Origin of the sequence: Streptomyces sp. SAI-170, assembly GCF_049739565.1 — a bacterium.
Lineage (GTDB): Bacteria > Actinomycetota > Actinomycetes > Streptomycetales > Streptomycetaceae > Streptomyces.
Genome location: NZ_JBMGQD010000001.1, coordinates 7,216,310 through 7,234,901, shown reverse-complemented (window position 1 = coordinate 7,234,901; position 18,592 = coordinate 7,216,310). Strand labels below are relative to the sequence as shown.

At 72.6% G+C, this 18,592-nt stretch carries 20 protein-coding genes; 7 read left to right on the top strand and 13 right to left on the bottom strand.

The window, feature by feature from the left end; translation table 11 throughout:
- The first annotated feature begins 39 nt into the window (after positions 1 to 39).
- A complete protein-coding gene (locus RKD23_RS32630; protein WP_424858448.1) occupies positions 40 to 243 on the top strand; it encodes a hypothetical protein in 204 nt (67 codons plus the stop codon).
- Between the two features lie 15 nt (positions 244 to 258).
- On the opposite strand, the gene RKD23_RS32625 is transcribed toward RKD23_RS32630, so the two are convergent.
- From RKD23_RS32625 to RKD23_RS32610, 4 genes are read right to left on the bottom strand one after another with little or no spacing between them, the layout of a single operon-like run.
- Positions 259 to 1,473 (bottom strand): sensor histidine kinase, encoded by a 1,215-nt coding sequence (locus RKD23_RS32625; RefSeq protein WP_424856953.1) that lies wholly within the window; start codon positions 1,471 to 1,473, stop codon positions 259 to 261.
- On the bottom strand, positions 1,470 to 3,185 hold the full coding sequence (locus tag RKD23_RS32620) for a cation acetate symporter (RefSeq protein WP_424856952.1): 1,716 nt from the start codon (positions 3,183 to 3,185) through the stop codon (positions 1,470 to 1,472). Before RKD23_RS32620 ends, RKD23_RS32625 begins: the two co-directional genes overlap by 4 nt.
- A complete protein-coding gene (locus RKD23_RS32615; RefSeq protein WP_424856951.1) occupies positions 3,182 to 3,541 on the bottom strand; it encodes a hypothetical protein in 360 nt (119 codons plus the stop codon). The genes RKD23_RS32620 and RKD23_RS32615 overlap by 4 nt, the downstream gene beginning before the upstream one ends.
- Positions 3,542 to 3,543: 2 nt before the next feature.
- Complete coding sequence (locus RKD23_RS32610; RefSeq protein WP_424856950.1) at positions 3,544 to 4,296, bottom strand: LytR/AlgR family response regulator transcription factor; 753 nt, start codon at positions 4,294 to 4,296, stop codon at positions 3,544 to 3,546.
- 78 nt (positions 4,297 to 4,374) lie between these two features.
- Between RKD23_RS32610 and RKD23_RS32605 the strand changes: the two genes are divergently transcribed.
- The 5 genes from RKD23_RS32605 to RKD23_RS32585 all read left to right on the top strand — a co-directional run bounded on the left by RKD23_RS32605 (position 4,375) and on the right by RKD23_RS32585 (position 9,809).
- Positions 4,375 to 4,884, top strand: coding sequence for an Lrp/AsnC family transcriptional regulator (locus RKD23_RS32605; RefSeq protein ID WP_424856949.1), 510 nt, complete (start codon positions 4,375 to 4,377; stop codon positions 4,882 to 4,884).
- 117 nt (positions 4,885 to 5,001) lie between these two features.
- Positions 5,002 to 5,811 (top strand): dimethylargininase, encoded by an 810-nt coding sequence (gene ddaH, locus RKD23_RS32600; protein WP_424856948.1) that lies wholly within the window; start codon positions 5,002 to 5,004, stop codon positions 5,809 to 5,811.
- A complete protein-coding gene (gene rocD, locus RKD23_RS32595) occupies positions 5,811 to 7,037 on the top strand; it encodes an ornithine--oxo-acid transaminase (RefSeq protein ID WP_424856947.1) in 1,227 nt (408 codons plus the stop codon). Before ddaH ends, rocD begins: the two co-directional genes overlap by 1 nt.
- A 944-nt stretch (positions 7,038 to 7,981) precedes the next feature.
- On the top strand, positions 7,982 to 8,692 hold the full coding sequence (locus RKD23_RS32590) for a lysophospholipid acyltransferase family protein (protein ID WP_424856946.1): 711 nt from the start codon (positions 7,982 to 7,984) through the stop codon (positions 8,690 to 8,692).
- Positions 8,693 to 8,780: 88 nt separating this feature from the next.
- Positions 8,781 to 9,809, top strand: coding sequence for an NAD-dependent epimerase/dehydratase family protein (locus RKD23_RS32585; RefSeq protein WP_424856945.1), 1,029 nt, complete (start codon positions 8,781 to 8,783; stop codon positions 9,807 to 9,809).
- A 72-nt stretch (positions 9,810 to 9,881) separates the two neighbouring features.
- Here RKD23_RS32585 and RKD23_RS32580 read toward each other — a convergent pair whose 3' ends face one another.
- From RKD23_RS32580 to RKD23_RS32545, 8 genes are all read right to left on the bottom strand, one after another.
- Complete coding sequence (locus RKD23_RS32580; protein WP_424856944.1) at positions 9,882 to 11,507, bottom strand: alpha/beta hydrolase; 1,626 nt, start codon at positions 11,505 to 11,507, stop codon at positions 9,882 to 9,884.
- A gap of 102 nt (positions 11,508 to 11,609) precedes the next feature.
- Positions 11,610 to 12,374: an urease accessory protein UreD gene (locus RKD23_RS32575; protein WP_424856943.1), complete on the bottom strand. Its 765-nt coding sequence runs from the start codon at positions 12,372 to 12,374 to the stop codon at positions 11,610 to 11,612.
- Positions 12,371 to 13,054 (bottom strand): urease accessory protein UreG, encoded by a 684-nt coding sequence (gene ureG, locus RKD23_RS32570; protein ID WP_424856942.1) that lies wholly within the window; start codon positions 13,052 to 13,054, stop codon positions 12,371 to 12,373. Before ureG ends, RKD23_RS32575 begins: the two co-directional genes overlap by 4 nt.
- A 226-nt stretch (positions 13,055 to 13,280) precedes the next feature.
- The gene (locus RKD23_RS32565; RefSeq protein WP_424856941.1) at positions 13,281 to 13,955 is read right to left on the bottom strand and encodes an urease accessory protein UreF; all 675 of its coding nucleotides are present in this window, start codon (positions 13,953 to 13,955) and stop codon (positions 13,281 to 13,283) included.
- On the bottom strand, positions 13,955 to 15,676 hold the full coding sequence (locus tag RKD23_RS32560; protein WP_424856940.1) for an urease subunit alpha: 1,722 nt from the start codon (positions 15,674 to 15,676) through the stop codon (positions 13,955 to 13,957). Before RKD23_RS32560 ends, RKD23_RS32565 begins: the two co-directional genes overlap by 1 nt.
- Positions 15,669 to 15,980 (bottom strand): urease subunit beta, encoded by a 312-nt coding sequence (locus RKD23_RS32555; RefSeq protein WP_424856939.1) that lies wholly within the window; start codon positions 15,978 to 15,980, stop codon positions 15,669 to 15,671. The genes RKD23_RS32560 and RKD23_RS32555 overlap by 8 nt, the downstream gene beginning before the upstream one ends.
- Positions 15,981 to 15,991: 11 nt before the next feature.
- On the bottom strand, positions 15,992 to 16,294 hold the full coding sequence (locus RKD23_RS32550; RefSeq protein WP_164425936.1) for an urease subunit gamma: 303 nt from the start codon (positions 16,292 to 16,294) through the stop codon (positions 15,992 to 15,994).
- 130 nt (positions 16,295 to 16,424) lie between these two features.
- The gene (locus RKD23_RS32545) at positions 16,425 to 17,042 is read right to left on the bottom strand and encodes a TetR/AcrR family transcriptional regulator (RefSeq protein WP_424856938.1); all 618 of its coding nucleotides are present in this window, start codon (positions 17,040 to 17,042) and stop codon (positions 16,425 to 16,427) included.
- A 109-nt stretch (positions 17,043 to 17,151) separates the two neighbouring features.
- Between RKD23_RS32545 and RKD23_RS32540 the strand changes: the two genes are divergently transcribed.
- The gene (locus RKD23_RS32540) at positions 17,152 to 18,144 is read left to right on the top strand and encodes an ABC transporter permease (RefSeq protein ID WP_424856937.1); all 993 of its coding nucleotides are present in this window, start codon (positions 17,152 to 17,154) and stop codon (positions 18,142 to 18,144) included.
- Between the two features lie 94 nt (positions 18,145 to 18,238).
- Here the strand turns inward: RKD23_RS32540 and RKD23_RS32535 are convergent, their stop codons facing one another.
- Entirely contained in the window at positions 18,239 to 18,508 is a 270-nt protein-coding gene (locus tag RKD23_RS32535) for a type II toxin-antitoxin system Phd/YefM family antitoxin (protein ID WP_424856936.1), read from the bottom strand.
- Positions 18,509 to 18,592 lie beyond the last annotated feature (84 nt).

The following is an 18,592-nucleotide window of genomic DNA, read 5'->3' as shown; positions in this document are numbered from 1 at the left end:
CCTGGAAAACCGGGCCGGATTCCATGGATCGGGGGCACCATGGAGGGACGGACGGACGAGGAGGGTGTCGCGATGCCCGGTTCCACGGACAGCTCCACGAAGACCATGGGGGTGCTCACCGTCGGCGGGCTCGTCGTGGTGACGGCCTACACGGCGGTGCTCGGCAGCAACGGCTGGCTGTGGTTCGGCTGGGTCGTGCTCGGTCTGCTCACCCTCGGCATGGTGGCGACACGCAGCACCTGAGCCCTGGGCGGCACCTCAGGCCTGCTCCCGGCCGAGCCGGGCCCCCGAGTGCACGCCCGGCTGGTACTTCGGCAGCCGGGCGGTCACCTTCATGCCCGCTCCCACCGCGGTCTCGATGACGAGGCCGTGGGCGTCGCCGTAGACCTGGCGGAGCCGGTCGTCGACGTTGGACAGGCCGATGCCGCCGGAGGGGCTGACCTCGCCCGCGAGGATACGGCGCAGCAGGGCGGGGTCCATGCCGGCGCCGTCGTCCTCGATGACGACCAGGGCCTCGGCGCCCGCGTCCTGCGCGGTGATCTGGATGTGGCATTTGTCGGCCTTGCCCTCCAGTCCGTGCTTGACCGCGTTCTCCACCAGCGGCTGGAGGCAGAGGAACGGCAGCGCCACCGGCAGCACCTCGGGGGCGATCTGCAGGGTGACGGAGAGGCGGTCGCCGAAGCGCGCCCGGACCAGGGCGAGGTAGTGGTCGATGGCGTGCAGTTCGTCGGCGAGGGTGGTGAAGTCGCCGTGTCTGCGGAACGAGTAGCGGGTGAAGTCGGCGAACTCCAGCAGCAGCTCCCGGGCGCGCTCGGGGTCGGTCCGCACGAAGGACGCGATCACCGCGAGCGAGTTGAAGATGAAGTGCGGCGAGATCTGGGCGCGCAGGGCCTTGATCTCGGCCTCGATCAGCCGGGTGCGGGACTGGTCCAGGTCCGCCAGTTCCAGCTGGACGGAGACCCAGCGGGCGACCTCCCCCGCCGCGCGCACCAGGACGGCGGACTCGCGGGGCGCGCAGGCCACCAGTGTGCCGTGCACCCGGTCGTCGACGGTGAGCGGGGCGACCACGGCCCAGCGGACCGGGCAGTCCGGGGTGTCGCAGGTCAACGGGAACGCCTCGCCCCGGCCGGTCTCCAGCGGACCGGCCAGCCGTTCCATGATCTCCGTACGGTGATGAGCGCCGGCTCCGTCCCAGACCAGGACGCGCTCCTCGTCGGTCAGCCCCAGCGCGTCCGTGCCCAGCAGTGAGCGCAGCCTTCGGGCCGACTTGCGTGCGGTCTCCTCGGTGAGCCCCGCCCGCAGTGGCGGGGCGGCCAGCGAGGCGGTGTGCAGCGTCTGGAAGGTGGCGTGCTCGACCGGCGTGCCGAGGCCTCCGCCCTGGCTGCCGGGGCGCGCCGTGCGCCGGCCCAGCCAGAAGCCGAGGGCGAGGAGGGGGAGGACGGCCACGCAGAGGCCGGCGATGAACCCGGTCATGTCCTGGCCTCCGCTCGGGTGAGGTCCTCCGGCAGATGGAACCGGGCCAGGATCGCCGCGGTGCCCGCCGGGACCCGGCCCGGTGTGGCCAGGGAGACAAGGATCATCGTGAGGAAGCCCAGCGGCACGGACCAGAGGGCGGGCCAGGCCAGGAGGGCGTGCAGGCCGCCGGGACCGGGGAAGCCGGACATCGTCGCGGCGACGGCGAGGAAGGCCGCTCCCCCGCCGGCCAGCATTCCGGCGGCCGCGCCCGGCGGGGTGAGGCGGCGCCACCAGATGCCGAGGACCAGCAGGGGGCAGAAGGAGGACGCCGACACGGCGAAGGCGAGCCCGACCGCGTCGGCGACCGGCAGCCCGCCGGCCAGGGCGCTCGCCGCGAGCGGCACCAGCATGGCGAGGCCGGTGCCGAGCCGAAAGTGCCGTACGCCCCGGGTGGGCAGCACGTCCTGGGCGAGGACGCCCGCGACCGCCATGGTCAGGCCCGATGCCGTGGACAGGAACGCCGCGAACGCGCCTCCGGCGAGCAGCGCGCCGAGCAGGTCGCCGCCGACCCCGCCGATCATGCGGCCGGGCAGCAGCAGGACGGCCGCGTCCGCGTCGCCGGTGAGGGTCAGCTCGGGGGCGTAGAGACGGCCGAGGGCGCCGTAGACGGGTGGCAGCAGGTAGAAGCCGCCCACCAGGGCGAGGACGGCGACGGTGGTGCGGCGGGCGGCGACGCCGTGCGGGCTGGTGTAGAAGCGGACGACGACGTGGGGCAGGCCCATGGTGCCGAGGAACGTGGCGAGGATCAGTCCGTACGTGGCGTACAGCGGGCGTTCGGCGCGGGAGGCGGCCAGCGAGGTGGACATGCCGCTGGTGCCGCCCGGCTCGGCGGCGGGGACGGCGGTGCCGGGTGCGAAGGTGAGGCGGGTGCCCGCGTCGATGTGGTGGGTGCCGGTGTCCAGGGTGGTCTCGCGGGCGTCGTAGGCGCGGCCGTCGACCGTGCCGGTGACGGTGGCCGTCAGCGGGCGGTCCAGCCTCAGGGCGAGGGTGTCGTCGACCTGGACCGTGCGCTGCTCGCGGAAGGCCGCCGGTTCCTCGAAGGCGCGGCTCGGGGCGCCGTCGTGCTGCCAGGCCAGCACCAGGAACAGGGCCGGGACCAGCAGGGCGGTGAGCTTGAGCCAGTACTGGAAGGCCTGCACGAAGGTGATGCTGCGCATGCCGCCCGCGGCGACGGTCACCGTGACGACGACGGCGACGATGACGCCGCCCAGCCAGTCCGGGGCGCCGGTCAGCACGGTGAGCGTGAGGCCCGCGCCCTGGAGCTGCGGCAGCAGATAGAGCCAGCCGACGCCGACGACGAAGGCCCCCGCGAGCCGGCGTACCGCCGGGGAGGCGAGGCGGGCCTCTGCGAAGTCGGGCAGCGTGTAGGCGCCGGAGCGGCGCAGCGGGGCGGCGACGAACAGCAGCAGGACCAGGTAGCCGGCGGTGTAGCCGACCGGGTACCAGAGCATGTCGGGGCCCTGGACGAGGACCAGCCCGGCGATCCCCAGGAAGGACGCGGCCGAGAGGTACTCGCCGCTGATGGCGGCGGCGTTCAGGCGGGGGCCGACCGTGCGGGAGGCGACGTAGAAGTCGGAGGTGGTGCGGGAGATCCGCAGGCCGAAGGCGCCGACGAGGACGGTCGCGACGACCACCAGCGCGACCGCGGGTATGGCGTAGCTAGAGTTCATCGGTCCTCGACGAGACAGACGAAGTCGCGTTCGTTGCGCTCGGCGCGCCGCACGTACCAGCGGGCGAGCAGCACCAGCGGGGCGTACAGCCCGAAGCCGAGGATTCCCCACTCCAGGCGGCGGGCGGCGGGCATGGCGGTGAAGAGCAGGGGCAGCGGGCCGACGAGCAGGACGAGGACGGCGAAGGCGGTGAGGCCGGCGCGCAGCTGGGTGCGCATCAGGGAGCGGACGTAGGTGTGGCCGAGGGTGGTCTGCTCGTCGATCTCGGTGCGCGGGCGGTAGTAGCCGGGGGCGCGCCGGGTGCGGCGGGGCGGGCCGGTGACGACGACCCGGGTCTCGCCGGGGTCCTGGGGCACGGTCAGGGCCTCCTCATCAGCAGGTCCCGCAGTTCGCGCGCATGGCGGCGGCTGACCTGGAGCTCCTCCGCGCCGACCATGACGCTGACCGAACCGGCGTCCAGGCGCAGCTCGCCGATGTGGCGCAGGGCGACCAGATGGCGGCGGTGGATACGGACGAAGCCGCGTGCGCGCCAGCGCTCCTCCAGGGTGGACAGCGGGATGCGGACCAGATGACTGCCCTGGGGGGTGTGCAGCCGGGCGTAGTCGCCCTGGGCCTCGACATGGGTGATGTCGCCGACGGCCACGAACCGGGTCACTCCGCCGAGCTCGACGGCGATGTGGTCGGGGTCGGGCTCGTGCACGGGGATGCGCGGGGCGGTCGTACCGCGCAGGTCGGCGGCGCGGCGGACGGCCTCGGCGAGGCGTTCGCGGCGGACGGGTTTGAGGACGTAGTCGACGGCGTCGAGGTCGAAGGCCTGCACGGCGAAGTCCTCGTGGGCGGTGACGAACACGACCAGCGGCGGGTGCGCGAACCCGGTCAGCAGCCGGGCGAGGTCGAGCCCGTCGAGGCCGGGCATCTGGATGTCGAGGAAGACGACGTCGATGGCCTCGGGCCCGTGGGGGCCGGACTCCAGGGCGCGGTTGATGCGGCGCAGGGCCTCGGTGGCGTCGCCCGCGCCCTCCGCGCTGCCGATGCGGGGATCGGCCTGCAGGAGGTAGAGCAGTTCCTCCAGCGAGGGGCGTTCGTCGTCGACGGCGAGGGCGCGCAGCATGAACGTGCAGTGTAGGAGCAATCCGTACACCTGAACACGTGCCGGGGTTTCGGCGTCGTCGCTGGATAGGGTGCGGCCATGAACAGCAGGACCACTCCGTTCGACGAGCTCGACCGGAAGATCATCACCGCCCTGATGGCGAACGCCCGGACCAGTTTCGCCGAGATCGGCGCGGCGATCGGGCTGTCGGCGACGGCGGTCAAACGGCGGGTGGACCGGCTGCGGGAGACCGGCGTGATCACCGGGTTCTCGGCGACCGTACGGCCGTCGGCGCTGGGCTGGCGCACGGAGGCGTACGTCGAGGTGTACTGCGAGGGCGCGGCGCCGCCGCGGCGGCTCGCGGAGGTGGTGCGCAACCATCCGGAGATCACCGCGGCGATGACGGTGACGGGCGGCGCGGACGCGCTGCTGCATGTGCGGGCGCGGGACGTGGAGCACTTCGAGGAGGTGCTGGAGCGCATTCGTGCGGAGCCGTTCATCCGCAAGACGATCAGTGTGATGGTGCTGTCCCATCTGCTCCCGGAGAGTCCGGAGGCGGGTGCGTCCCAGCCCGCGCCCGACGGCGCAGCAGACGTGCGTCTGCCCTGATCAAGACGCAGCATTCCTGCGCAGACACGCAGCTCTCGTTTCTTGTCGGGCGTATCTGTCAGTTCCTACCTTGGTCTCACCCCTGACCGATCACCGCAGGAAGCGGAGGGACCCTCTGTGACCGACAGCCGTGTGCCGCGCCGGCGGCGTTTTCTCGTCTGCGAACCAAGACACTTCGCCGTGCAGTACGCGATCAATCCCTGGATGCATCCAGACGTCCGGGTCGACGTCGACCTCGCCCAGGAGCAGTGGCAGACGCTGATCAGCGCCTACCGCTCGCACGGGCATGCCGTCGACGCCGTGGAGCCGGTGGCCGGGCTCCCGGACATGGTCTTCGCCGCGAACTCCGCGGTCGTCGTCGACGGCCGGGTCTTCGGCTCGCTGTTCCACGCGCCCGAGCGGCGCCCGGAGTCCGTGCACTACGACACCTGGTTCAAGCAGGCCGGCTACGACGTGCACCGCCCGGAGTCGGTGTGCGAGGGCGAGGGCGACCTGGTGTGGACGGGCCGCTATGTGCTCGCCGGGCACGGCTTCCGCACCACCCGCGAGGCGCACCGCGAGGCGCAGGAGTTCTTCGGGCGGCCGGTGGTCAGCCTGACGCTGGTGGACCCGTACTTCTACCACCTGGACACGGCGCTGTTCGTGCTGGACGACCACAACATCGTCTATTACCCGGAGGCGTTCTCCCCGGGCAGCCGTGAGGTGCTCGCCCGGCTGTTCCCGGACGCGGTGCTCGCCACCCGCGACGACGCGATGGCGTTCGGCCTGAACTCCGTGTCCGACGGCCGCAATGTCTTCATCGCACCGCAGGCCGAGGCGCTCTCGGTGCGTCTCGCCGAGCACGGCTATGTCCCCGTCCCCGTCGACCTGTCGGAGTTCCACAAGGCCGGCGGCGGCATCAAGTGCTGCACCCAGGAGATCCGCTGATGACCGCACCCGCCCACACCCGTTCCTCCGCCGAGCTGATCCGCGCCGAGGAGCCGGTCCTCGCCCACAACTACCACCCCCTGCCCGTGGTCGTGGCGAGCGCGGAGGGCGCCTGGGTGGAGGACGTCGAGGGCCGCCGCTACCTGGACATGCTGGCCGGCTACTCGGCCCTCAACTTCGGCCACCGTCACCCCGCCCTGATCGAGGCCGCGCACCGCCAGCTGGACCGGCTGACCCTGACCTCGCGGGCCTTCCACAACGACCGGCTCGCCGAGTTCGCCGAGCGGCTCGCGGAGCTGACCGGGCACGACATGGTGCTGCCGATGAACACCGGCGCGGAGGCGGTGGAGAGCGGCATCAAGCTGGCCCGCAAGTGGGCGTACGACGTGAAGGGCGTGCCCGCCGACCGGGCGACGATCGTGGTCGCCGCGGACAACTTCCACGGCCGTACGACGACCATCGTCGGCTTCTCCACCGACGAGACGGCCCGCACCGGCTTCGGCCCGTTCGCGCCCGGCTTCCGGATCGTGCCGTACAACGACCTGGCGGCGATGGAGGCGGCGATCGACGACACGACCGCGGCCGTGCTGATCGAGCCGATCCAGGGCGAGGCCGGCGTCATCATCCCCGACGACGGCTACCTGGCCGGAGTGCGCGAACTGACCCGCCGCAAGGGCTGCTTGTTCGTCGCCGACGAGATCCAGTCGGGCCTCGGCCGCACCGGCCGCACCCTCGCCGTCGAGCACGAGGGCGTCGTCCCGGACCTGGTGCTGCTGGGCAAGGCGCTGGGCGGCGGCATCGTGCCGGTGTCGGCGGTGGTCGGCAGCCGGGAGGTGCTCGGGGTGCTGCGGCCGGGTGAGCACGGCTCCACGTTCGGCGGCAACCCCCTCGCCGCCGCGGTCGGCACGGCCGTGGTCGAGCTGCTGGAGACCGGCGAGTTCCAGGCCCGCGCCGCCGAGCTGGGCGTGATCCTGCGCGACGGCCTGACCGAGCTGGTCGGCCGCGGCGTGGTCGGCTTCCGGGCGCGCGGCCTGTGGGCGGGCGTGGACATCGACCCGGCCATCGGCACCGGCCGCGAGATCAGCGAACGCCTGATGCGCGAGGGCGTCCTCGCCAAGGACACCCACGGCTCCACGATCCGGCTCGCGCCGCCGCTGACCGTCACCGCCGAGGAACTGCGCTCCGCGATCGGCTCGTTGGAGAAGGTGCTGACGCAGGGCGCCTGATGCCGGGGGGACCCCGGCCGACGGGACTTGTTCCTGGCCGGGGCGCCCTCGGCCGACCGGACCTGTTCCTGGCGGGGGCGCCCTCGGCCGACCGGGCCAGCTCGTGGCCGAAGGCGCCCTTGGCCGTCGCGGCCTGTACCGGCCGGGGGCGTCTGACCGCACGGCCCTAAACCGGCGCGAGGGGCCCCGACCCCGCGCGACCAGTTCCTGGCCCGGGGCGCCCTCGGCGTCACGCCCTGCATCGACAGGAAGCGTCCCGACGCCCGGACCTGCACCGACCGGGGACGTCGTACCGCACGGCCCCAAACCGGCCCGAAGGACCCCGACCCGGCGCCACCAGTTCCTGGCCCGGGCCGCCCCGGCGTCACGGCCTGCACCGGCCGGAGACGCTCCGACCGCCCGGGATCTGCACCTACCGCTGGCGCGCCCGATCGACGCGACCCGCACCGGCCAGAGCCGCCCCGGCCGACCGGACCCGTACCCGCCGCAGGCGCCACGCCCTGCATCGACAGGAAGCGTCCCGACCGCCCGGACCCTGCACCGAACGGGGACGTCGTACCGCACGGCCCTAAACCGGCCCGAGGGGCCCCGACCCGGCGCGACCAGTTCCTGGCCCGGGGCGCCCCGGCGTCACGGCCTGCACCGGCCGGAGACGCTCCGACCGCCCGGGATCTGCACCGACCGCGGGCGCGCCCGGCCGACGCGACCCGCACCGGCAGGAGGCGACCCGACCGCCCGCGCCCGTATGCCAGAGGCGCCACGCCCCGGGCGACCGGACCGAACCGGCCGGAGGCGACCCGACCTCCCGCGCCCGTATGCCAGAGGCGCCACGCCCCGGCCGGTGCGACCTGTTCCGGGGGAGGGCGCCCGCGCCTACACTGACAGGTTGTTGACCTGCGGGAACGTGGCGGTTGTGGCGAGTCACCGGAGTGAGGAGCGCCCCCTTGTTCTACTACGTGCTCAAATACGTGCTGCTCGGACCGCTGCTGAGAGTGCTCTTCCGGCCCCGCATCGAGGGCCTCGAGCACATCCCCGACTCGGGAGCGGCCATCGTCGCAGGCAACCACCTCTCCTTCTCCGACCACTTCCTGATGCCGGCCGTGCTCAAGCGCCGGATCACCTTCCTGGCGAAGGCCGAGTACTTCACCGGGCCCGGCCTCAAGGGCCGCCTGACCGCGTTCTTCTTCCGCAGCGCCGGGCAGATCCCGGTGGACCGCTCCGGCAAGGAGGCCGGCCAGGCCGCCATCCGCGAGGGCCTCGGCGTCCTGTCCAAGGACGAGCTGCTCGGGATCTACCCCGAGGGCACCCGCTCGCACGACGGACGGCTGTACAAGGGCAAGGTCGGCGTCGCGGTCATGGCCCTGAAGGCGGGCGTCCCGGTGATCCCCTGCGCCATGATCGGCACGTTCGAGGCCCAGCCGCCCGGCAAGGTCGTCCCCAACCTCCACCCCGTGACCATCCGCTTCGGCGCGCCCCTGGACTTCTCCCGCTACGCCGGCATGGAGAACGAGAAGGCGGTCCTGCGCGCCGTCACCGACGAGATCATGTACGCCATCCTGTCGCTGTCCGGGCAGGAGTACGTCGACACGTACGCGGCCGTCGCCAAGGCCGAGGACGCCGCCGCGAAGGAACGCAGGTTCCCGCGGATCCGCTGACCCGACCACCGCACCTTGCCTCTGCCTTCGCCTCTGCCTTGAGCAGATCCCCTGGGCCGAGCGGCCGTCGTACGCCTACGGTCGCTCCATGAGACGAGCTGTGGTGATCGGAGCGACAGGCCAGATCGGGCGCCCCACCGTTGCGGCGCTGGCACGCGACGGCTGGGAGGTGACGGCCGCCTCCCGCGGCGGCGACCGTGACGACGACTGGCCCGACGGCGTACGGGCCGTACGGCTGGACCGCGAGGACGACAAGGCCCTGGAGACGCTGCTGGGCCACGACTGCGACCTGCTGGTCGACATGGTGGCCTTCAAGGCCCGCCACGCGCGCCAGTTGACCGGGCTGGCCGACCGGATCGGTTCGGCGGTGGTGATCTCCAGCGTCTCGGTCTACGAGGACGACAAGGGACGCGGCTTCGACACCCAGTCCGAACCCGACGGCTTCCCGCACTACCCGCTGCCGCTCCCGGAGACCCAGACCACGGTCGCCCCCGGCGACGCCACGTACAGCACGGCCAAGGTGGCGGTGGAGCACGAACTCCTCGCGGCGGGCGACCGGTTGCCGACCACGCTGCTGCGCGCCGGCGCGGTGCACGGCCCGCACTGCCGCACCCCGCGCGAGCTGTACTTCGTCAAGCGCAACCTGGACGGCCGCCGCAGGCGCGTCATCGCCTACGGCGGCCGCAGCCGCTTCCACCCGGTCAGCGTCCACACCCTCGCCGAACTGATCCGCCTCGCGGCGGCCCGCCCCGGCTCACGCGTCCTGAACGCCGTCGACGCCGAGGCCCCGACGGTCGTCGAGATCGCGGCCGCCATCGACGCCGTGATGGGCGCCGACGCCGAGAACATCCTCGTCGACGGCCCGGCGCCGGCACCGACCGTGGGCGACACGCCCTGGTCGGTACCGGCGCCGGTCATCTGCGACATGTCGGCCGCCGAACGCGAACTCGGCTACCGCCCGGTGGTGACGTACGCCGAAACCCTCCCGGAGACGGTGGACTGGATCACCCACCAACTGGCCCGAGGCGACTGGCGCGAGGTGTACCCGAAGATGTACGCCGCGTACGGCGACCTGTTCGATTATGCGGCTGAGGATGTATGGCTGGCGCGCAGGTGACGTCCCCAAGGGGCGCGGGGAACTGCGCGACCAGCCACAACGAAACCGGCAGAGAACCACCGGCACGATGACTTACGGCTTGGGCACAGCGTGCGGCTCACACGTGACGTCGGCCGAGTCCAGCGCCCCGCTCAGCAGGTAGGCATCCACCCGGTCGTTGATGCAGGAGTTGACCAGCCCGGTCACACCGTGCGAACCCGCGTTCTTCTCGGTGATCAGCCGCGACCCCTTGAACCTCGAGTGCAACGACACGGCCCCCTCGTAAGGCGTAGCCGCATCCCGCTCCGACTGCACGATCAGCACCGGCGGCAGCCCCTTGTGCGAGCGCACCTCCAGCGGAGTCTGCTGCTTGACCGGCCAGGTGGCACACGGCAGGTTCATCCAGGCGTTGGCCCAGGTCATGAACGGGTGGTCGCGGTGCAGCAGCGTGTTGTCGCGGTTCCACCTCTTCCAGCTGGTGGGCCACTTGGCGTCGGCGCACTCGACGGCCGTGTAGACGGCGTTGCCGTTCTCCGACGCGGCGTTGCCGGCGGTGTCGGACATGTCGGGGGCGGCCGCGTCTACGAGGGCCTGGGTGTCACCGGCGACGTACTTGCTGAAGACGGTGGCGACCGGGACCCACGAGGAGTCGTAGTACGGGGCGCTCTGGAAGAAGGAGATCAGCTCGGCCGGGCCGACGACCCCGCCGATGGGGTTCTTCTTGGCGGTGGCGCGCAGCTCCAACCACTTGGCCTGGACGGCCGCGCGGGTGGTGCCGAGGTGGAAGGCGGCGTCGTTGGCGGCGACCCAGTCCTGCCAGTCCTTCCAGCGGCCCTCGAAGGCGACGTCCTGGTCCAGGTTGGCCTGGTACCAGATCTTCTCCCGGGAGGGGTTGACCACGCTGTCGACGACCATGCGGCGCACATGGGTCGGGAACAGGGTGCCGTAGACGGCGCCGAGGTAGGTGCCGTAGGAGACGCCGAGGAAGTTCAGCTTCTTCTCGCCGAGCGCGGCGCGGATGACGTCGAGGTCGCGCGCGGTGTTGGGCGTGGTCATGTGCGGCAGCATCTCGCCGCTGCGCTCGTAGCAGCCCTCGGCGTACTCGCGGGCCAGCTTGCGCTGGGCGAGCTTGTCGGCCTCGGTGTCGGGCACCGGGTCCATCTTGGGCGCCTTGACGAACTCCTGCGGGTCGACGCAGGAGATCGGCGTGGACTTGCCGACGCCGCGCGGGTCGAAGCCGACGAAGTCGTAGGCCTTGGCGGCCTTGGCCCACACGGGCGACTTGGTGACGACGCGGCGCGGGAAGCGCAGGCCCGAGCCGCCGGGGCCGCCGGGGTTGTAGACGAGGGCGCCCTGGCGCTCCTCGGGGGTGCCGGTGTTGCCGATGCGGTCGACGGCGAGCTTGATCTGCTTGCCGTACGGCTTCGCGTAGTCGAGCGGCACGGTGACGTAGCCGCACTTGATGGGCTTCTCCAGGCCCCAGTCGGCAGGGCAGTCCTGCCAGTCGATGCCCGCCTTCGCCGCGCGGGCCGCGGCGATCGCGGCGCCCTGCGCCTCGCTGTAGCCGCGGTGCCGGTCGGTGGAGCTCGTGCTGGCGCTGGCCGTGGGCGCGGTCACAGCCCCGGCTATCAGCGCGGCGGCGATCAGCGCTCCGGCCGAACCTATGGCGGCCGTCCGCTTCTTCGCTCTCGTACCGGTCAAGTAAGCCTCCCCGTACATCGTTTCGAGACAAGTACGGGCGATCCTGTCGGCTGAGAGGTCCCTGACAACAGGGGCGGCGTGTCTTCTTTGCCAATCCGATAACCGGAACGGCGTTTCCGATCAGCGGTCACCGTCTTCGAGCAGCGTCATGGCCCGGTCCAGCACCCGCCGCAGCCGCAGCGCGTCGGACGCGACAGCACTGACGAGAACAGCGGGCCCGGCCAGCGGGACGAGGACGGCCCCCTCCCCCAGCACCTGGGCCGCCACCGGCCGTTCACCGTACTCCGGCCGTACGACGACCAGTTGGCCGACCGCGCGATGCCCGCCGAGCACGGCGGGGCCGTCCCAGCCGCCCGGCGCACCGGGTCCGCAGGCGAGCTCCTGGTCGAGCACGCTGCGCCCGGCGACCCGCACGGTGAGACGGCTGCTGAGCCGCCCGGGTTCCTCCCCCGCCCGCCCGAGCACCTGCTCCTCGCGCAGCACCAGCCGGGCCGTGGCCGCGAGGTCGGCGCGGGTGGTGACGTACAGGTCGCTGCCGCGTGCGGAGATCAACTGCTCGGGCAGCCAGCGCAGTTCGCCGCCGTCGGCGACGTCGAGTCGTACGTCGTAGCGGGCCTCGCCCTTGGCCTGGCCCGGCAGGGCGATGGTGGCGGCGGCCGAGCCGACGCGCAGCCGGGCGCCCTCGGCGACGTCCGCGTGCACCGCGAGACGGTCACCGCCGAGGGGACCGCTCATCGCGCCGACGAGCAGGACATGCGCCTCGCTGCCGCTCCCCCGGGTCCGCCGCAGCGCCAGCGGGCCCTCGCTCTCCAGGACGGGCAGGGCCGTACCGCCCCGCCCGTCGGCCCGAGCGGCCACCCGCGCGGTGGCCCGGACCCCGCTCACGGGCGGGCCCGCCACGCGGCGAGCTGGGCCCGCACCCACGCGGCGACCTCGCCGACGCCCGCCTCGCTCCGCAGCGACTGCAGGACGACCGGCAGTTCGGCGCGCTGGGCCTTGGCGTCGGCGGCCATCCGCGCCAGGTCCGAGCCGACGTACGGCGCGAGGTCGGTCTTGTTGACGACCAGCAGGTCGGCCGTGGTCACACCCGGCCCTCCCTTGCGGGGGATGTCGTCCCCTCCGGCCACGTCGATCACGAAGATCTGCGCGTCCACCAGGCCCTTGGAGAAGGTGGCCGTGAGGTTGTCGCCCCCGGACTCGACGAGGATCAGATCCAGCGGCCCGACCTCGTCCTCCAGGTCCTCCACCGCCTCCAGGTTCGCGGAGATGTCGTCCCTGATCGCGGTGTGCGGACACGCCCCGGTCTCCACGGCGGCGATCCGCTCCGGCGGCAGCACGGCCTCGCGCAGCAGGAACTCGGCGTCCTCCCGCGTATAGATGTCGTTGGTGACGACCGCGAGCGACAACTCCTCCCGCAGCGCCCCGCACAGCGCGGCGACGGTCGCGGTCTTACCCGACCCGACGGGCCCACCGAGCCCGATCCTCAACGCCCGCCGCGACCCGTCGGGCCGGCGCGCGTCGGCACTGAGGGCGGAGGGTCCGTGGGGGGAATGGTCGAGGTGCATGGAACACGGCTCCTGTCTCGTACGGCGCCTTTCGGCGCTGACGGGCCTTTCGGCTCTCTTACGCTGCCTTTTGAGCCCAGTCGGGCACATCTCAGCCCGTCCGGCGTTTGAGGACGAGGCCGTTCAGGCCGATGGGGGTCCAGGGGGCGGAGCCCCCTGGCGGGGTCGACCGGGGCGGAGCCCCTGGGGATGGGAACGGGTAGGGGCGGCGGGGGCGATTCCCACATCAGGACGCGAACAACCGCACAGGCCAAGCCGCGTGCACCTCCGCCGAGATCTCCAGCAACGGCGCAGAAGCCGCAGGCAACGCCCCGACCCCCTCCCCGACCACCCGCAGAGCCGCCTCCACCGCCCGATCCGCGACGCGATCCAGCTCCGGGGCGAGCCGGGCCAGCACGGCCGTAGCCTCGAAGGGGTCAAGACCGAGCAACCGCACCACCGCGGTGGCGGACCCGCTCACTCCCTCGTACGCCGCGCAGTAGGCCGCATCGACCGCCCCGAGCCCCGCCACCCGGGCGACGGCCCCGAGCACCACAGGCTGATGCGCCCCCTTGGGGAACCTCCGTGCCAGGGCGTCGAGTTCGGCCGACGGCCACGTCGCACGACCGGCCCGCAGCAACTGCCGCCCCAGCTTCCGCGCAGCGCCCCGCAGCGCCGGCGACGGCGTACGGGCATCGGCGGCGGCGTCCAGTTCCACCACGTCCACGCCCACCGCGGCGGACGCGGCGAGCGCGGCCGACACCAGCCCGGCGGTGTGCAACCGCCCCCGGCAGAAGTCCTCCAGGCTCGCGGCGTCGGTGATCCGCCCCGCCTTGACGGCCGCCTCGGCCCCGCCGGAGTGGGCGTGCCCTCCGGCGGGGAAGCGGCCGTCGGCCAGGACCAGTAGCGCAGCCCTGGACATCAGAAGAGGAAGTAACGCTGGGCCATGGGGAGTTCCGCCGCGGGGGTGGCCTCGACGAGCTCGCCGTCGATGTGCACGGCGAAGCTGTCGGGGTCGACCTCGACCCGCGGCCGGGCGTCGTTCTCCCGCATGTCCGCCTTGGTGACCGCGCGCGTCGACTCGATGGCGACGAACCGCTTGCCGAGCGCGAGCCGTTCGGCCAGGCCGTCCTCCAGGGCGAGCGGGGCGACGAAGTTGACCGAGTTGGACGCCGGGGCGCGGCCGATGGCGCCGTACATCGGGCGGGGCAGGATCGGCTGCGGGGTGGGGATGGAGGCGTTGGCGTCGCCCATCTGCGCGTACGCGATCTGGCCGCCCTTGAGGACGAGTTGCGGCTTGACGCCGAAGAACGCCGGTTCCCACAGCACGAGGTCGGCGAGCTTGCCGCTCTCCACCGAGCCGATCTCGTGGGAGAGGCCCTGGGCGAGGGCCGGGTTGATCGTGTACTTGGCGACATAGCGACGTACGCGACGGTTGTCGGCGCGGCCGTCCCCGGGCAGTGCTCCGCGCCGCCGCTTCATCACGTGCGCGGTCTGCCAGGTCCGCATGATCACCTCGCCGACGCGGCCCATGGCCTGGGAGTCGGAGGAGATGATCGAGATGGCGCCCAGGTCGTGCAGGATGTCCTCGGCACCGATGGTCGAGGGCCGGATGCGGGACTCGGCGAAGGCCAGGTCCTCCGGGACCGCCGGGTTGAGGTGGTGGCACACCATCAGCATGTCGAGGTGTTCCTCGGCGGTGTTGACGGTGAACGGCCGGGTCGGGTTGGTGGAGCTGGGCAGCACATGCGGCTCGGAGACGACCGTCATGATGTCGGGCGCGTGTCCGCCGCCCGCGCCCTCGGTGTGGTACGCGTGGATGCCACGCCCGGCGATCGCCGCGAGGGTGTCGCCGACGAAGCCCGCCTCGTTCAACGTGTCGGTGTGGATGGCGACTTGGATGCCGGTCCGGTCGGCGACGGTCAGCGCGGCGTCGATCACGGCCGGGGTGGAGCCCCAGTCCTCGTGCAGCTTCAGGCCGAGGGCGCCGCCGCGGATCTGGGAGAGCATCGCCTCGTGGGAGACGGTGTTGCCCTTGCCGAGGAAGCCGATGTTGAGCGGGTAGGCCTCCATCGCCTCCATCATGCGGGCGAGGTGCCAGGGACCGGGCGTGACCGTGGTCGCCTTCGACCCTTCGGCCGGGCCCGTACCGCCACCCACCAGCGTCGTGATGCCGGAGGCGAGCGCCTCGTCGGCGATCTGCGGGCAGATGAAGTGGACGTGCGCGTCGATGGCACCGGCGGTCAGGATGCGCCCGTTGCCCGCGATGACCTCGGTCTCGGGGCCGATGACCAGATCGGGGTGCACCCCGTCCATGGTGTCGGGGTTGCCGGCCTTGCCGATGCCGGTGACGCGGCCGTCGCGGATGCCGACGTCGGCCTTGACCACACCCCAGTGGTCGACGATGACGGCGCCGGTGATCACCGTGTCCGGGGTGCCCTCGGCGCGGGTGGCGCGGGCCTGGCCCATGGACTCGCGGATGACCTTGCCACCGCCGAACACGGCCTCGTCACCGGAGCGTCCGGGTCCGCCGGAGCGGTCCTCCTCGATCTCGATCAGCAGATCGGTGTCCGCGAGGCGGATGCGGTCCCCGGTGGTCGGCCCGAACAGGTCGGCGTACGCGGCGCGGGAGATCTCAGGCATCGAGGGCACCTCCGGTCTCCCCGCGCAGGCCGGGCACCACGCGGGCGCCGGTCAGCGGCACGAGTTCGACCTCGACGGGGATGCCGGGCTCGAAGCGCACGGCCGTGCCCGCGGCGACGTTCAGCCGCTTGCCGCGGGCGGCGGCCCGGTCGAAGTCCAGGCCGGGGTTCGCCTCGGCGAAGTGGTAGTGGGAGCCGACCTGCACGGGCCGGTCGGCGGCGTTGAGGACGGTCAGCCGGGTGACCTCACGGCCGTCGTTGTAGACGACCGGGTCGTCCGCGAAGAGGATCTCGCCGGGAATCATCGCCGCCCCCTTCACACGATCGGGTCATGGACGGTGACGAGCTTGGTGCCGTCGGGGAAGGTGGCCTCGACCTGCACGTCGTGGATCATCTCCGGGATGCCGTCCATGACGTCGTCGCGGGTGAGCAGCTTCCGCCCGGAGGCCATCAGCTCGGCGACGGTACGGCCGTCCCGGGCGCCTTCGAGGATGTGCGAGGTGATGAGGGCGACGGCCTCGGGGTGGTTGAGCCGGAGCCCGCGGGCCCGGCGCTTCTCGGCGACGTCGGCCGCCACATGGATCAGCAGCCTCTCCTGCTCGTGCGGGGTCAGTTGCACGTCCCACCTCACATCCTCGCTCCGGACCGTGCGGGGTCCGCTGTCCCGCCACCCGGCAAAGTCCCTGGTGGCGTGTGGTGGGGCAGGCTAGTTGGGCCGCGTTTCGAGCACGTTAACCAACCTGTGACCCTCAGGCGTCCGTCATGCTCATCAGCGCGCGCAGGCCGTCCCGCAGGACCTCCACCGGGACGGGTCCGAACAGCGCCTGCTGGGCGATGAATCCGAGCACGGCGGCGATCATGGTCCGGGCGACGTGGTCGGGCTCGATGTCCGTGCGCATCCGCCCGCTGCCCTGGTAGAGCCGCACGATCCGCGCCCAGGCCTCGCGCACGGAGCCGTAGCCCTCGCGCAGGACCTCGGCGAGGGCCTCGTTGCGCGGGATCTCCGACCAGACCTGGACGACCAGGCGCGGGAAGGCGGGCTGTCCGTCGACGGTGAGGTTCTCGCGCAGGGCGAGGGTGTTGCTGAGGACGTCGGCCACGAGGCGGTCCGGCGACGAGGGCGGGGTCTGCTCGGCCGCCGCCTCGAAGGCCGCGCGGACCTCGCCCAGCACCTCGGAGACGATCGCGGCGATCAGTTCCTCCTTGCCGCTGAAGTAGCGGTAGACGGCACCGGCGGACAGGTCGACCTCCTTCAGCACGTCCTGCATGGACGTGGCGTGGAAGCCGTTGCGGGCGAAGCACAGCGCGGCGCCGTCGAGGATCTGCCGCCGCCGGGCGTCGAGGTGTTCCTGGGATACGCGAGCCATGACCGCAACCTAAAACGAACGTTCCTTCTTGACAAGGACCGGCACGGGGAGCACTTTGGAGACACCTAAAACGAACGATCCTTCTTTTTGATCTGAAGCCGGAGGGACCATGTCCGCCACCCCCTCACCGCACACGCGCCGCCTGCTCGCGGTCGTCGTGCTCGTCCCGCTCGTCGCGGCGCTCGCCCTGTGGGCCTTCGCCTGGCCGGCCGCCCGGACCGCGCCGCGCGACCTGCCGATCGGCGTGGCCGGACCCACCGCCGCCACCGCACAGGTGGAGCGGCAGCTCCAGGCGCACGAGGGCGCGTTCGACGTCCACCGGTACGCCGACGCGGACGCGGCCCGCCGGGCCGTCGAGGACCGGTCGGTCTACGGCGCGGTCGTCGTGACCGACCGCGGCCCGGAGCTGCTCACCGCCTCCGCCGCGAGCCCGCTGGTGGCCCAGCTGCTCCGGCAGGCTGTCGCCGAGCAGGCCCCGGCCGGCACCGAGCCGCGCACGGTCGACGTGGTCGCCGCTCCCGAGCGGGACCCGCGCGGGGCCGCGCTGACCGCGAGCGTGCTGCCGTTGGCGCTGGCCGGGATCGCGATGGGCGCCCTTGTCACGCTGAGCGGACTGCGGGGCGTGCGGGCGGTGGCCGCGCTGGTGGGCGCGGCCGCCCTGGTCGGCGTGGTCGCGGCGGCCCTCGCGCACAGCTGGCTGGGCGTCCTCACCGGCGACTGGTGGACGGAGGCCGGCGCCCTGGGGCTGGCCGCGCTGGCGGTCGGCGCCGCGGTCGCAGGCCTCGCGGCGCTGCTGGGCCCGGCGGGGATCGGCGTCATGGCCGGCCTGGTGATGCTGCTCGGCAACCCCTTCTCCGCGGCGGCCTCGGCCCCGGAAATGCTGCCGGAGCCGGCCGGCGCCCTCGGCCAGTGGCTGCCGCCGGGCGCGGGCGCGACGCTGATCCGCTCGGTGTCGTACTTCGACGGCGCCGCGGCCACGACCCCCGCCCTGACCCTGACCTGGTGGGCGGTCATCGGCCTCGGCGCGGTAGCCCTGGGCCCCACCCTGAGGCCCCACAAGAGCACCCCGAGCCGGGACCGGGAGCCCGCCCTCACGGCGTAGGCCGGTGTGTGCACGATCTGTTGCACCCGGGACGGGTCACTCGGCCGGAAATGCCGCCGGAGGGTGCAACAAGTGGTGCACACACCCCCAGCGGTTACGGGCCCCGGTGCTCCGCCGCGATGCCGAAGCGCTGCCGTTCGCGGGGAGCGGACGCGACCTCGCGGACCGCGGAGACCGCGCTGACCACCTGCTCCTCGGCCGGGGCATCCAGCGCGTCGAGTCGTTCCAGGTCAGCGGCGGAGACCAGGGCGACGAGGGGCTTGCCGTGCCGGGTGACGACGACGCGCTCGCCGCCGTACACGACGCGGTTGATGAGGTCGGCGAGCTCAGCGCGGGCTTGCGTCACCGGAATCTCGTAGGCCATGCTCACCACATTACGTCATGTACGTCCTGTACATTTTCTACGGAACACCCTTCGCCGAGGGCTCCGAAGGGAGGCGCGTGAGCC